The organism is Mycobacterium sp. AZCC_0083 (assembly GCF_014202335.1).
In the GTDB taxonomy this organism is placed as follows: Bacteria; Actinomycetota; Actinomycetes; order Mycobacteriales; family Mycobacteriaceae; genus Mycobacterium.
Genome location: NZ_JACHGP010000005.1, coordinates 383500 through 397197 on the forward strand (window position 1 = coordinate 383500; position 13698 = coordinate 397197).

The following is a 13698-nucleotide window of genomic DNA, read 5'->3' on the forward strand; positions in this document are numbered from 1 at the left end:
CCCTCCGTTACGGCATACTCAACCGGAGGGAAAGTCTCCATTTAATTCCAACGGAGAAATCATGGCGGTGGGCACCGGAGCACTCGCAAGACTCGGCGGGGGCTGGGCAAGAGCCACGTCGTCAATCCAGTCCTCTTGACGCCGTTGATCGGAGACTGGGTGTTCCGCGTCTTCCGTGCCGACCTGGTCACTCGTCAGATGGCCACCGCGTATGCCGGATCGCCAGGACAGCACGCTATGTTGGATTGGATGATCGAGCACTCGAAGTATCGGGGTTTTGCTGAGGGAATGCTGAATAGCCTGCGGCACTACGACTTCCAATGCCGCCCGCATGTGTTCCAAGCGCTCGGACGCTCAGGAGTGCCAGTCTTCGCGGCGTGGGGCACCGAGGACACCGTCACCCCCTACGGGCGGACCAGGCTGCTACAGCGGTACGCGCCCCAGGCAGAGCTTCTGACACTCGACGGCGCCGGCCACGCCATTACCTATGGCCGTGCCGAACGCGTCCTCGACGGATACAGCCGCTTCCTGCGGGACAGCGCTCGGTGACCGCGGTAGCTCGGCGCGCGACGTTGGTCGACGCGACAGTCCTGATGCTCGAATTCGCCCGCAAGCCAAGCCTTGTCGGTGCAGTCGCCCCCAGTTCGCGGCGCCTTGCCGCGGCGGTCACGGCGACCATCCCCGACCACGGTGACCCCGTCGTCGTGGAACTCGGCCCCGGCACCGGTGCCTTTACCGAAGCGATCCAAGCGCGGCTGGGTACCCGCGGGCACCACATCGCGGTGGAGCTCAATCCCCGGTTGGCGACCCTGACCGCCAGCCGCCACCGCGGGGTCGACATGGTCCACGCCAGCGCCGACACGTTGCCAGAGATCCTGGCCGACCGCGGCATCGCCAACGCCGATTTCATCGTCAGCGGATTGCCCTGGGTGTCCATGCCCGCACCCGTGGCCGAGGCCACTCTGGACGCCGCAAGGAACGTTCTGGCTCCTGGCGGAGCCTTCACGACCTTTGGTTACACCCTCGTCCGGGGACTCCCGCCGGGGCGGCGCTTCCGGCGTATGCTCACGACCCGCTTCGAAGAGGTCGTCGCCAGTCGCGCCGTGATCAGAAACCTGCCTCCGGCATTCGTGTACTACGTGCGACGGCCCCGTCCTGGGCCGTAGCATGCGGCACTGACTCGGGCCTTCGACGTCGGTGTTCGGCTGAGTTGTCCACAGTCGGAGTTTCATCCACAGGCCGAGGTTGTGGGGCGGCTGAATGTCGGGGTTTGTGGGCATGAATGTCGTGGTTCCTGAGCACGATTGGAAGCGTGTTCGAGGAACTAGCCCAGTGCGATGACCTGGCGCATGTCGATGATGCGGCGTTGGTCGATGCCCTCACCGGCTGGACCCGCGCCGCGGCCACCGTGGCCCATCACCGGATGGCGGTCATCGCCGAACTCACCCACCGGCGCTGCGCCTCCGAACAGGCCGTGGAGCGTGAGTTGTGGGCCTGCGATGGCTGGGACAGTGCGGCCGCCGAGATCGCCGCAGCCAGCGGGATCAGTCCACGCACGGCATCCACGCAGATGTGCCAAGCACTGGCGTTGCGCCACCGGCTGCCCCAGATCGCGAAACTGGTCGCCGAGGGCACCCTGGCCGCCCCGCTGGCCCACACCATCAGCTGGCGCACCCGACTCATCGACGACCCCGACATCCTGGCCCGGGTTGATGCCGACCTCGCCGCCATCGCCGCATCCTTCGGTCCGATGTCGGTGACCAAGCTGGAGAACGCCATCGATGCCGCGATCCTGATCCACGACCCCGCCGCCGTGTGCCGCTTCCACACCGCCGCCAAGAGCTGTGACGTGAAGTTCGGCGACGCCGATGACACCACCGGCACCACCTCGATGTGGGGGCGGTTGACCGTCACCGACGCCGAGCTCGTGGCGCGATGTGTCGCTCAGCTCGCCGCGACCGTCTGCCCCCACGACCCGCGCAGCATCGGCGAACGCCGCTCCGCAGCCCTCGGCGTGCTCAGCGCCCGCGGCACCCACCTGCCCTGCACCTGCGCACGCCCCGACTGCACCGCCCCCGGACCCGACGCCCGCGCCGAGGCCATCGTCATCCACATCCTCACCGACCACCACCCCGACGACGCACCCCCACCACCCGACCCAGGGCCCAATGCCGGACCGATGGCCGACCAACCACCGCCCGACCCAGGGCCGAATGATCCCGACGTGGGACAACCACCGCCGGACCCAGGGCCGAATGCCGACACACCACCGCCCGGGCCGCAACGCGGGACAGCAGCGCAGCCGACACCCGACCTCGAAACCGAACCGGCACCCACCCCCGAACCCGAACCGTCGGAACCGTCGGAGCACCAGCCGCAGCCCGAACACCGCAGCACCGGTTCGGGATTGGCGGTGATCGCCGGCGGCGGGATCGTACCCACCCCACTACTCGCCGAACTCGTCCGCCTCGGCGCCCCCATACGCCCCGTCGTCCACCCGGCCGAACTGTGCAGCGAGCCGCGCTACCGACCATCAACGAAGCTGGCGCGCTTCGTGCGCAACCGGGACCAAACCTGCACCTTCCCCGGCTGCGACCGGCCCGCCGAGCGTTGCGACCTCGACCACAGCACACCCCACGGGCCGGGCGGGCTGACTCATCCCGGCAACATCAAAGCCCTATGCCGAAAACACCACCTAGTCAAGACTTTCTGGATCGGCCCGACCGGCTGGACCGACCACCAGCTATCCGACGGGACCATCGTGTGGATCAGTCCCACCGGACACCGCTACACCCGACCACCGGGCAGCAGAATGCACTTCCCACACTGGGACACCACCACACCGCTACCGCCGGGCACCATCACGCCAGAAGCGGCCACCGCGACACCCGAACGCGGCCTCACCATGCCCACCCGCAAGCACACCCGCGCCCAACAAACCGCCCAACGACTCCACGCCGAACGCCAACGCAACCAACGCGCCATCGACGACGACCCACCACCGTTCTAACCAACTGGACACGAGCCCGGTAAACGGCTGCAGCACCCCAACCAATGACTCAGGCCACTAGCGGTGCACGTACGGGTGCCGGTCGTCGTTTCCACGGTCGAACCTCGGCCAAATTCGGATGGTCAGGCAGTAGCCGGGTTTTCCTAGGACTGCCAGTGCGAGGATATTGTGTTTGCCATTGCCACCCATTTCAGGTTCAAGATTTGCGTTTCGTATGAAGGCCTGGGCAATCGGCGAAACGCCATTAAATTGGATTTTGTAACCAGCTGGCCTATCTACTAGGAGCACTTGAATCGGCCACTGATTGCACATCCATCAAGTAAAGCAATCAATCAAGGGGAATGACATGAAGCTACGTTACATCGCCACGATGCTCGCTACCGGAGCCGCAGCGGCCGCGATCGCCGGAGCACCCGGTGCATCGGCCGCCAACGCGATCACCAGCACCAATCCTGGGGGCACCGCCACCACCACTCAATCGCCTGGCAGCGTGTCAATCCAGGTCACGCCGCCTAACGTGTCGAAGGCGCGGAGCTACGGCGAGTTCTCGTCACCGGCCCCCTTCTTCGGAAACTGAGGGCCGCGCAGCGGGTGGCCACCACCTCTGCACGCACAGCCGACTCGAAGCCGCGGAGACACTTGGACACCAAGTGGCTTCGCGGCTTTCGCGTTGTCGGACCACATCGATAATGCGCACTATTTCGTTTGGTATGAAATCCAAGATCACGCGCAGTAAGCGTGACCTGTGTTACTTATATGGATTTGATATGAACCACTTGCCGTATTCGATATTTACTGCAACCAATCGTAACCATTCTTTGCTGGACAGTCTATAGCCGGTGGGGCGCGCGGGAGATGCTCCGGCAGCGCGGGTAGCTGAATGCCGTGAAGATGCAATCGAACGCGGCCGATGGTGCCACCAGAACGGCTCAGCGGCGAACTGGGACCGGTTGCGGGACGCCGGGCGGTTCGGCGGCAGTCTCTTCTGGCTCGGTGATCCACGCGCTGAATACCGGCACGCCGCGCCATGCCGATGGACCGTCATCTCGCGCCGCGCACGCCAGGACCGCGTAGGGGCGGTTGAAGCGCAGGTCGATTCTCCGCACCAACACCTCGCGCGCCTTGGGGCGCGAGGGCATACTGCCTGCGACCATCGCGATCGCGGTCACCGCTGCCGCCTTGAATCCGGTCTTCGAATAGGAGGCGACGGCGGTCTGCTTCGCGCTGAAGTCCACCGGCAAGTCCTCGTCCCGTGCAAAACCGGTCAGCGCGTCGAACACCAACGGCACGCCGGGTGCGGTCGTCAGGTCGTGGTCGCTCGTCGCCGACCAGGCCGGCAGATGGCTGCGCCACTCTGCTTGGACGGATGGGCCGCCGACGCGCTGTTCCCGTCGGTCCGTCACGGTCCACGCGTGGCCGTCTGCCAGCTCTTCGACTGGCACCCGGCGCGCGGTTCGTTCGTCGCCTCGCAGCATCGCGGCGACCTGATGCGCCGCAGTGTCCACATCGGCGGGTGTCACATCAGGTGCCGCAATCACGCTGAGGACGTCCAGCGCCGACGATGCACGTGGTGCTGCCACCGCAACCAACCCGGCCGCGTTGGTCTCGGCCACCAACTGAATCCCAAAATCAAGCGTCAGAGCGCGGGCGATCACCGAACCGAATTCGCCACCGAGGTCGTCGGTAGTGTCCAGTGGCACGGACCAGGTGATGTCGGCCGCCAGCGCCGAGGCGAGCACCAGCCTGGTCAATTCGTCTATCTGGAGCGGGAATTCGTCGATCAGGCCGTTCGTGCGAGCCTGCGCCCAGGCGTTGGCCTGCGCCTGACTCGGCACTGGGCCCCGCTCCACGACGTCGGGCAGGGTCCGCGCCCATTCATCGAAGGCAGGCCCCAGCGCGCGGTCCCACACTGCCGCCGCTGCGGACACCGCGGGATGTGGGTCGCTCAGCAGTGTCCGTGCCCTCGCTGCGGCGTCGTCGACCGTCGTACCGAGGACGGCCTCGAGCTCGCGGCGGTTAGCACCCTTGGTGGCGGCGCCGACCAACGCCAGCAACAGCCACAGGCCCAACGGTGACGCCACGGCGTGCCGGCCAAGCAATGACCGATTGAACTGGGCCGCGTAGGCAGACACCAACTCCGAGTTCTCGACGACGGGCATGGCGCAACCCTATCGGCGAACCGCGGTGGCCAATCAGTTTCAGTGACAGAGCAAGTCGATCACCGCGGGCGCGCTGACCGTCGAGACCATCGTTGCCCCAAGGGCGATGCGCTGCCGCCATTGCATCCCCGGCTGGGCCGGATCGGCTAGCCGCACTGCGCGGGCGAGCACCGCGGTGCCCGCGGCAGCGAGCCCGTCGGCGGGTAAGCGCTGTGGCCCTGCCAGAGTGAGCAGGCCGGCGAGCAGCGGTCTGGTCCCGAACCGCCGTGCCGCGGCGTCGTCGGCGCACATCTCCAAGAGGTCGGCGACCGCAGCGGCGCCGCTGCGAAACAGTGGAAGGCGGGGAAGGCTGGTCGCCAGCCCTCGCAGGACCATCAGGAGCTCGTGGTGGTGACCGGCGATGTGGGCGTTCTCGTGGGCGAGCACTGCGGAAAGCTGGGAGCGATCCAATGCATCCAGTGCGCCCGTCGTGACGACGATCGCGTTGGGTTTACCGGAGACGCAGTAGGCCGCAGGGCGGTGAGCGTCGACGACGATCACTCCTGGCCTATCGGTGGGGTGTCCGATCATCCTGGCCTCACGCGCGTGCTCGTGACTGCGGGCACGTAGGCCGAGGACCGACCGGCTGACGCGGCCGATCACGACGACTGAGATGGCCACGGCCGTTACGATCAGCACCACCGAACCCAGGCGGCCTGGCAGAGGGGCGCGCTCAGAGAGACCGAACAGCTTGAGACACAACGTCACTGCCGAGGAGTCCTTGATTCCGTCCACCACGGCGACGGCCAGGAGAGCGACCGCCCCGATCCAGGACAGCAGGGCCGCGCCGATCGCAGTCAGCCAGGCCGCAATTCCCATGTGCGGGGTGACGCCGGAACGCGTCAAACGCGTCAGCAGCGGCGGGGCCAGCCACGTCAGCACGCCGCCATAGACCAGCAGCCACAGAGCCGTGGTCACCGCTGGCGTCCCGCACGCCGCAGGGCCGCCTTGAATTGCGCGGATTCCTCTGCATTCATCTGCTCGACGAAGAACGCCAACACCATGTCAGTGTCGCCGCCCGACTCGAAGGCGTCCCGCATCAATCTCGCCGACCGTTCCTCCCGGCTCATTGCCGCCGTGTAGAGGTACGCCTTCCCGCTGCGCTCGCGCTGCAGCCAGTTCTTGCGGTGCAGGTTGTCCATCGTCGAAAGAACAGTGGTGTACGCGATCTGACGCTCCGCGGAGAGCTCGTCGAAGACTTCTCGTACGGTCACGGCCTCTTCGTGATCCCAGACGCGGTCCATGATCACCGCTTCGAGGTCGCCGAAAGCTCGCTGTTGCATTGCCATCTCCTTCCTTCGACGACGTCGGCTGGCCTGAACATCAGGGTAGCGGCCACTAGCTTTCGATCATGCGGGTCACATACGGGGTCATTCCACCGGTGCGTACGGGCGAGATCTTCACCGGCACCCCGGTTTGTTGCGCTTCGATCATCTGGCCACCACCGAGGTAGAGTGCTTCGTGCTGGCCCCCGCCCGGACCCCAGAACAACACGTCACCGCGTTTGGCTTGGGACGGAGCAACTTTGCGGCCTGCGTTGTACTGATCGCCGGAAAAACGAGGAAGCAGAACGCCGACACCCGCGAACGCGTAGCGCACCAGGCCCGAGCAGTCGAACCCGACGGTGCCCGAGCCGGAGTCGATTCCACGGCTCGGTCCGTTGAGACTGCCGCCGCCCCATGAATAGGGCACGCCCATCTGCGATCCGGCTCGACGGATCACGTACTCGATGGCCTGCTTGCCGTAGACGCGGTTGCCACTGAGAGTTGCGCCTGGATCGGCGTCCGGGATGATGCCAAGACCCGTCAAGAACTGGCGTCCCATGTCCATGGTGGTTTGGGCCGCGTTCGCCGTGGCCTGTAGCGAGGCGTTCGCGATCGCCAACGGATCCCCTGGCGCCCCTGCACTCAGAAGTTTCGGCAGCAACGGGTCCCAACCTCCGCCGACGGGATCAGCCTGGGCGGGCGTCGCCTGGACGATGGCGACAACCGCACATCCGAGAAGGAGGAGCCGCCTGCGGCCGATTCGCCGCTCTGCCACGCTCATCTACGGACCAACTAAGTACGTAAGGGCACCGGACACATTCCGAAGGTACATCACTTCAGCCCCGCTAGTCACACTCGTAACAGAACTACAGATGTGTAATTCACTGTGCGACTGCACATTCGGATGCCGTAGTCGAGCGCTGTAGATCACGGGGAGGTCACGGTGCGTCTTCGAAACTCGTTCTCCGCAAACGTTAATCGACGAGGAGCAAAGACGTGTCGTCATGAGCACTCGGCTTTCCGTATCGTTATCTACTATTTAGGTACGTACGTAGTAGATAAGTTTCAAACGATGGAAGGGTGACAATGCGGCATCGAATGAGACACGGCTTCGTCACCGCCGTGATGGCGGCTGGAGTCATGGGCGGGCTCGCGCACTCCACACCGGCCTCCGCCGAGCCAGACTCCGAGATGCCCGTCCCACCGGGTCTGTTCCATCTGAACCCAACGTTCCCCGTTCCGCCGGCACCCGCCGGGCAGAACCCGACGCCCTACGTCGGGCCACCCGTCATCAACTTCCAGCGGCCCATCGCGGACCGGCCCCTCGCCCAGCAGGCGGTGCACGTCTCGTCCAATCCACCGGTCCCCGGCAAGTTCTACTGGATGAGCGACACCCAGTTGAGATGACGCCCCTTCGACTTCTGGCCCGCGCACACCACGGTCGACGTCGATGCCGGCGGCACCAAGTCGAGCTTCCGGACCGGTGATGCGCTCGTCGCGACCATCGACGACGCCACGCACCAAATGGAGGTCGTGCGCAACGGCAAACTCGAGAAGACGATCCCCGTGTCGCTCGGCAAGAAGGGTCACGAAACCCCGAACGGCACCTACTACGTATTGGAGAGGTTCGCCGACATCGTGATGGACTCGTCCACGTACGGCGTTCCGATCGATTCGGTCGAGGGCTACAAGCTCAAGGTCCAAGACGCCGTCCGCATCAGCAACAGCGGCATCTTCGTCCACGACGCACCGTGGTCGGTGAACGACCAGGGCAAGCGCAACGTCAGTCACGGCTGCCCCAATCTCAGCCCGGCCAACGCACAGTGGTTCTACGACAACTTCGGCACCGGGGACCCCGTCGTGGTCAAGAATTCCGTCGGCAACTACACCGAGAACGACGGCGCTCAGGACTGGCAGATCTAACGACGGGATTGGCGCTTACTGCGGGATGGCACTAATTTTCTCGGGGTGATGTCCTCAGCTGCTGGTCGAGTCGCACGATGGATCGTTCCCTTCATGGCGGTGACGACCGTCGCCGGCTTCGTTTCCTCGACGGACCTAGAGATCGTCCGAGCCCCGGCAGTGCGCCTGGTCGACAACGCCAACCCGCTCGACGGACAGAACTTCTATGTCAACCCGGCCTCGAAGGCGAAGGCAGCCGCGGATGGTGCGAATCCGCCGAGTGCCGAGTTGAACGCCATCGCCAACACGCCGACGGCCTACTGGATGGACAATCTGTCCACTCCCGCCGTGGACGCGAAGTACATCTCCGCGGCGCAGGCTGCCGGCACCATGCCGATTCTGGCGCTCTACGGAATCCCGCACCGCGACTGCGGGAGCTTCGCCGCAGGCGGGTTCGGATCGGCCGATGCGTACAAGGGCTGGATCGACGGCGTCGCGGGCGCCATCGGTGGCGGGCCTGCCGCGGTCATCCTCGAACCCGACGCGCTGGCCATGGCCGACTGTCTTTCAGCAGGCCAGCGCCAGGAACGCCTCGACTTGATCAGCTACGCCGTCGACACGCTGACCCGCAATCCAGCCACGGCTGTGTACATCGACGCCGGTCACTCGCGTTGGGTCAGCGCCGACAAGATGGCTGCGATGCTCAACCAGGTCGGCGTTGGCAAGGCGCGGGGGTTCAGCCTCAACACCGCGAACTTCTTCAGCACTGGCGAGGAAGTCGGTTACGGCGACGCGATTTCGGGGATGACGAACGGTGCGCACTACGTCATTGACACGTCCCGCAACGGAGCCGGGCCAGCCGACGGCGAGATGTACTGGTGCAATCCGAGTGGGCGGGCCCTCGGCGCCGCGCCGACCACCGCGACCGGGAACGGAAACGTCGACGCCTTCCTGTGGGTGAAGCGTCCAGGGGAGTCCGACGGCTCGTGCGGCCAGGGAGATCCTGGCGCGGGCCGCTTCGTCAACAGTTTCGCCATCGACCTGGCCCGCAACGCGGGCCAGTAGGGCACCGAGCTAGCTGGCGCCGAGGATCTTGATCGCGAAGACGAGCGAGTCACCCGGCAGGATGCCTGCGCTGGGCTGACCGTCGGGGTAGCCGTCGGCAGAGGCCATCGCGACCGCGACCGTCGACCCGACCTTCTGTCCTGCGATCGCCTTCTGGAAGCCCGGCACGACTCGGAGGAGCGAGAACTCCGCCGGGGCGCCGCGTTGGAAGCTGCTGTCGAAGACGGACCCGTCGCGGCCGTTGACGCCCTGGTAGCACACCGAGACCGTCTGCGAGTTCTTCACGACCGGACCGTCACCGGTCGTCAGCGTGTGCACGTCGGTCTCGGTCACGCTGAACGGTCCCGCAACGTTGACGAGCGGTGCCGTCGTGTCCGTCGGACCGATGACCGAGATGCTGCCGGTGGTCCCCGCAAGGGTCCAACCTGCTGGGGCACCGCTCTGCGGCGCTGCCGTTGGGCACGTGCCTGCGGCTGATGCGGTTTCGGCGGTGGTAGCGCATGCGGCGAGCGTCATGGCGAATGATGCGGCGCAAGCTGCCAGGGCAACGGAGGGAGACACACGAGTGGAGATCACCGTCGATACGCTACAAGCCGCACCCAAGCCGTCCTCGCGAGAGCCTTCGCATGGATTGGCGGGCTGAGGTCACGCAGCTGGCATGGACCGAACCAACACCCTGCTCGTCTCGGCCGCCGGCGCCAATGTCACGGCTGGCCGTGCGACCTGCCACCGTTCGCATCCGTCACGCAACGCGTCGTCGACGGCATTGACTATCGCCGTCAATTGCGGTGCTTGGTCATTCAACCAAATCTCGGTCGATCCACCGCTGAGCATGATGCGATGTATCGGCGATCCGCAGGTCTTCAGCAGCGCCGACCGGCACAGCAGCCGCTCGGCTGCCGACGCCCATTCCAATGCACCCCCGGAATCGTCCACGTCGCTGTGTAGTCCGACGACCTTCAATCGGCGGTCCCCCAGCACCAGCGGGGAGCGGTCGTCGAGGTAGACGTAGAGCGTCCGCTGAGCGCACTCGCCCAAACGGGCGATGTGCTGTTCCGTGCGCACGATGAAGCGAAAGACGCCGAGGTTCACCGCCCGGCGCGTGCACCCGGTCGCCGGGCCGCACTGGAACACGATCTGGCTGGACCGAATGCGGTTGTACTGCAAGAAGTCCAAGTCATCGTCGTCGTGGGCGGTGACCGTGATGCCCTGCTCCCGAACCCAGGCCGCCAAGGCGTGATCGTTCAGCGCGGACGCGGGTACGCCGTATCCGGCACCCGCGATGACGCGGCGCGTCAGCTGAATCGAGTCATGCAGTCGCGGAGGATGGTTCGAGGTATCAGGAACAGGTGTCATGAATCCAGATGTACGCGCAGGCTCACCCGTCGGCCGGTCTCGTACGCGCTCTTGACACTTGCTGAGCAAATACTTACGCATCCTTGATAGCCGCCGGCCTGAGGCTACAACTCTGCGACGCGGCCGTTGTCCACCAACCACGAACGATCCAACCGGACGTTCTGCAACATCCGACGGTCATGCGTCACCAATAACAGCGCACCGTCGAAGGTTTCGAGTGCCTGCTCGAGCTGCTCGATGGCGGCGAGGTCGAGATGGTTCGTCGGCTCGTCGAGAACCAACACGTTGGTGCCCACTGCCTGCAGCAGTGCTAGGCCCGCGCGGGTTCGCTCACCGGGCGAGAGGTCGTCGACCGGGCGTTCCACGTGGTCGGCGCGCAACCCGAACTTCGCCAGCAGGGTGCGTACGTCGGCGGTCGACCACGACGGCACACGCTGCTCGAAGCGATCGACGAGTCGCTCAACGCCGGTGAAATCGGCTCGGGCCTGGTCGATTTCGCCGATGGCGACGTTGGCGCCCAGACTCGCGCGACCCTCGTCGGGTTGTTGGCGGCCGAGGAGCAGCCTCAGCAATGTCGACTTTCCTGCCCCGTTGGGGCCGGTGATGCCGATCCGCTCGCCCGCATCTACCTGCAACGACACCGGGCCGAGAACGAATTCGCCTTGTCGCACAACGGCATTGTCGAGTGTCGCAACGACCGAACTCGACCGCTCCGCGGCGCCGATGGTGAACTCGAGTGTCCATTCCTTGCGCGGCTCGACGACCTCCTCGAGGCGGGCGATCCGGCTTTCCATCTGACGCACCTTCTGCGCCTGCTTCTCGCTGGACTCGGTGGCCGCGCGGCGCCGGTTCTTGTCGTTGTCGGGAGCCTTGCGCATCGCGTTGCGGACACCCTGGCTCGACCATTCACGCTGCGTACGTGCCCGCGCGACCAGGTCGGCCTTCTTGTCGGCGAACTCGTCGTACTGTTCGCGTCGGTGCCGACGCCCGACCTCACGCTCTTCCAGGTAGCTTTCGTACCCGCCGCCGAAGACGGTGGTGATGTTCTGGGCCAGATCCAGTTCCAGGACGCGGGTCACGGTGCGGGCCAAGAACTCCCGGTCGTGGCTCACCAGCACCACACCGCCGCGCAGCTCACGGACGAACTGTTCGAGCCGCGCCAGGCCGTCGAGGTCCAGATCGTTGGTCGGCTCGTCGAGAAGGACGATGTCGAACTGCGACACCATCAGCGCCGCCAATCCCACCCGCGCCGCCTGGCCACCCGACAGAGCGGTCATCAGCGTCGACTCCGGGCGCACCGCATCAGAATCCAGCCCGAGGTCGGCTAGAACGGCGGGCAACCGTTCGTCGAGATCCGCAGCGCCGGTGACGAGCCAGTGATCCAAGGCAGCGGAGTAGGCGTCGGCCTCCGCCGCACTGTGGTTCGGGTCAGCCAACGCCGCGGCGGCGGCCTCCATGGCCTGCGTCGCGGCGGCGCATCCTGCGCGGCGCGCAATGTAGGTGGCAACGGTCTCCCCCGGCACCCGCTCGTGCTCCTGCGGCAGCCACCCGACGAACGCATCGGCCGGCGCGAGGCTGATCGCACCCTCGAGCGGCTCCAGATCCCCGGCCAGTATCCGCAGGAGTGTGCTCTTGCCTGCACCGTTGGCGCCGACGACGCCGACGACGTCGCCCGGCGCCACGGTCAGGTCGATTCCTTCGAAGAGGGTGCGATGGGCGAATCCGCCTGCCACGTTCTTCGCGACGAGCGTTGCTGTCATGCGCCCATCGTCGCATCAGCGCCCCTGACGGCGACGCGTGCGCCGGACGCCGCCGGCCCCCGACACCTTAACGTGATCTTATTTTTCTCTTATGTTCCTTATTTTAGGTGTACGGTTGCACCCATCGCTCGGTACTCACCACTGACGGAAGGAGCCGCACATGCACAACGGACCTACGCGAATCGTCTTGGTAACCGGCGGATCGAGGGGCGTCGGCGCGGAAGTCGCGCGGCAGTTCGCCAGCCCCGACACGCACGTCATCGTGAATTATCGCGAGAAGGCCAAGCGCGCGAGCACCATCGCCGCCGCCATCCGCGACGCAGGCGGCCACGCGTCGACGATGGGCGCCGACATCTCCAATGAAGCCGAAGCAACGGCGATGATCGACTCCGTCAAGTCGCGCTTCGGGCGCTTGGATGCCCTCATTCTGAACGCTTCGGGTGGCCTCGAACTGAACGGCGACCCCGGCTACGCCATGCGCCTCAATCGCGACGCGCAGAGACGTCTCGCCCAGCTGGCGCTGCCCGTGATGCCTGCGGACGGACGCATCGTCTTCGTGACCAGCCACCAAGCCCACTTCTTTCCAAACAAGGCGGTGCCCAAGGGTTACTCCGCGGTCGCGGCAAGCAAGCGCGCAGGCGAAACCGCGCTCTATGCCATGCGTTCCGTGTTCAGCCGAGCCGGTGTCCACCTCACCGTGGTCTCCGGGGACATGATCGAGGGCACCATCATCGTCAAGCTCCTGGAACGACGCGATCCGGTCGAAGTGGATGCTCGCCGCGCACATGGGACGCTCCCGACCGTCGACGAGTTCGCCGCTGCCATCGTCGGCGCCGCCGATTCCCCGAACCCCCAGGGGATCGTCTACGTCGGCGGGGCCGACTACCTCATGACCGCCGCCTGAGAAGGTCAGTGGCAGTGCACGTGGGACACGGCCGTCCCCGCGCTCACCGGGTCCTCGCCGAGCACGGCGCCGACACGATCGGAGAGCGCGCCTGCTGAGTGCACGATCTCTCCGCCGACCAGCGTCACTTCTGCATGCTGATCAAGCAGCTCCTCGGGCTCGCGTTCGTGGCTATAGAGATCGTCGGACCACACCACGAGGTCGGCCAGCATGCCCGCCGCGATCTACTTCCGGATAG

General features: G+C 65.8%; 14 protein-coding genes and 1 pseudogene. 7 read left to right on the top strand and 8 right to left on the bottom strand.

The features are described from left to right. Positions 1-135: 135 nt before the first annotated feature. From HNP02_RS14965 to HNP02_RS14980, 4 genes are all read left to right on the top strand, one after another. Positions 136-549 (top strand): alpha/beta fold hydrolase, encoded by a 414-nt coding sequence (locus HNP02_RS14965; protein ID WP_184439634.1) that lies wholly within the window; start codon positions 136-138, stop codon positions 547-549. Next, complete coding sequence (locus tag HNP02_RS14970; protein WP_221317604.1) at positions 546-1166, top strand: methyltransferase domain-containing protein; 621 nt, start codon at positions 546-548, stop codon at positions 1164-1166. Before HNP02_RS14965 ends, HNP02_RS14970 begins: the two co-directional genes overlap by 4 nt. Before the next feature lie 146 nt (positions 1167-1312). Continuing rightward, the gene (locus tag HNP02_RS14975) at positions 1313-3010 is read left to right on the top strand and encodes an HNH endonuclease signature motif containing protein (protein ID WP_184439636.1); all 1698 of its coding nucleotides are present in this window, start codon (positions 1313-1315) and stop codon (positions 3008-3010) included. A gap of 346 nt (positions 3011-3356) precedes the next feature. Next, positions 3357-3587: a hypothetical protein gene (locus HNP02_RS14980; RefSeq protein WP_184439638.1), complete on the top strand. Its 231-nt coding sequence runs from the start codon at positions 3357-3359 to the stop codon at positions 3585-3587. A gap of 352 nt (positions 3588-3939) precedes the next feature. Here the strand turns inward: HNP02_RS14980 and HNP02_RS14985 are convergent, their stop codons facing one another. Genes HNP02_RS14985 through ripB form a run of 4 tightly spaced genes read right to left on the bottom strand, consistent with a single transcriptional unit; the run spans position 3940 to position 7254 of the window. Beyond that, positions 3940-5169 (bottom strand): serpin family protein, encoded by a 1230-nt coding sequence (locus HNP02_RS14985; protein ID WP_184439639.1) that lies wholly within the window; start codon positions 5167-5169, stop codon positions 3940-3942. A 39-nt stretch (positions 5170-5208) separates the two neighbouring features. Further along, positions 5209-6126: a M56 family metallopeptidase gene (locus tag HNP02_RS14990; protein ID WP_184439641.1), complete on the bottom strand. Its 918-nt coding sequence runs from the start codon at positions 6124-6126 to the stop codon at positions 5209-5211. After that, positions 6123-6491 carry a BlaI/MecI/CopY family transcriptional regulator gene (locus tag HNP02_RS14995; protein ID WP_184439643.1) on the bottom strand — a complete coding sequence of 123 codons (369 nt, stop codon included), beginning with the start codon at positions 6489-6491 and terminating at the stop codon, positions 6123-6125. The genes HNP02_RS14990 and HNP02_RS14995 overlap by 4 nt, the downstream gene beginning before the upstream one ends. A gap of 55 nt (positions 6492-6546) precedes the next feature. Continuing rightward, the gene (gene ripB / locus HNP02_RS15000; RefSeq protein ID WP_184439645.1) at positions 6547-7254 is read right to left on the bottom strand and encodes an NlpC/P60 family peptidoglycan endopeptidase RipB; all 708 of its coding nucleotides are present in this window, start codon (positions 7252-7254) and stop codon (positions 6547-6549) included. 344 nt (positions 7255-7598) lie between these two features. Between ripB and HNP02_RS15005 the strand changes: the two are divergent. Continuing rightward, a pseudogene (locus HNP02_RS15005) lies at positions 7599-8396 on the top strand (L,D-transpeptidase family protein). A 48-nt stretch (positions 8397-8444) separates the two neighbouring features. Further along, positions 8445-9440, top strand: coding sequence for a glycoside hydrolase family 6 protein (locus tag HNP02_RS15010; protein WP_184439647.1), 996 nt, complete (start codon positions 8445-8447; stop codon positions 9438-9440). A gap of 9 nt (positions 9441-9449) precedes the next feature. Here HNP02_RS15010 and HNP02_RS15015 read toward each other — a convergent pair whose 3' ends face one another. From HNP02_RS15015 to HNP02_RS15025, 3 genes are all read right to left on the bottom strand, one after another. Then, positions 9450-9956 (bottom strand): FKBP-type peptidyl-prolyl cis-trans isomerase, encoded by a 507-nt coding sequence (locus HNP02_RS15015; protein ID WP_184439649.1) that lies wholly within the window; start codon positions 9954-9956, stop codon positions 9450-9452. A 129-nt stretch (positions 9957-10085) separates the two neighbouring features. After that, positions 10086-10796, bottom strand: coding sequence for a hypothetical protein (locus HNP02_RS15020; protein ID WP_255506524.1), 711 nt, complete (start codon positions 10794-10796; stop codon positions 10086-10088). Positions 10797-10900: 104 nt separating this feature from the next. Further along, complete coding sequence (locus HNP02_RS15025) at positions 10901-12556, bottom strand: ABC-F family ATP-binding cassette domain-containing protein (protein WP_184439651.1); 1656 nt, start codon at positions 12554-12556, stop codon at positions 10901-10903. Between the two features lie 160 nt (positions 12557-12716). On the opposite strand from HNP02_RS15025, the gene HNP02_RS15030 reads away from it, so the two are divergent. Further along, complete coding sequence (locus HNP02_RS15030; protein WP_184439653.1) at positions 12717-13460, top strand: SDR family oxidoreductase; 744 nt, start codon at positions 12717-12719, stop codon at positions 13458-13460. 5 nt (positions 13461-13465) lie between these two features. Here the strand turns inward: HNP02_RS15030 and HNP02_RS15035 are convergent, their stop codons facing one another. Next, entirely contained in the window at positions 13466-13672 is a 207-nt protein-coding gene (locus tag HNP02_RS15035) for a hypothetical protein (RefSeq protein ID WP_184439655.1), read from the bottom strand. Positions 13673-13698: the final 26 nt, after the last annotated feature.

Bases quoted from the DNA above. Each gene is read 5' to 3' on its own strand.
- HNP02_RS14980 (WP_184439638.1), top strand. From the start codon at position 3,357: ATGAAGCTACGTTACATCGCCACGATGCTCGCTACCGGAGCCGCAGCG.
- HNP02_RS14985 (WP_184439639.1), bottom strand. From the start codon at position 5,169: ATGCCCGTCGTCGAGAACTCGGAGTTGGTGTCTGCCTACGCGGCCCAG.
- HNP02_RS14995 (WP_184439643.1), bottom strand. From the start codon at position 6,491: ATGCAACAGCGAGCTTTCGGCGACCTCGAAGCGGTGATCATGGACCGC.
- ripB (WP_184439645.1), bottom strand. From the start codon at position 7,254: ATGAGCGTGGCAGAGCGGCGAATCGGCCGCAGGCGGCTCCTCCTTCTC.
- HNP02_RS15010 (WP_184439647.1), top strand. From the start codon at position 8,445: ATGTCCTCAGCTGCTGGTCGAGTCGCACGATGGATCGTTCCCTTCATG.
- HNP02_RS15015 (WP_184439649.1), bottom strand. From the start codon at position 9,956: ATGACGCTCGCCGCATGCGCTACCACCGCCGAAACCGCATCAGCCGCA.
- HNP02_RS15020 (WP_255506524.1), bottom strand. From the start codon at position 10,796: ATGACACCTGTTCCTGATACCTCGAACCATCCTCCGCGACTGCATGAC.
- HNP02_RS15025 (WP_184439651.1), bottom strand. From the start codon at position 12,556: ATGACAGCAACGCTCGTCGCGAAGAACGTGGCAGGCGGATTCGCCCAT.
- HNP02_RS15030 (WP_184439653.1), top strand. From the start codon at position 12,717: ATGCACAACGGACCTACGCGAATCGTCTTGGTAACCGGCGGATCGAGG.
- HNP02_RS15035 (WP_184439655.1), bottom strand. From the start codon at position 13,672: ATGCTGGCCGACCTCGTGGTGTGGTCCGACGATCTCTATAGCCACGAA.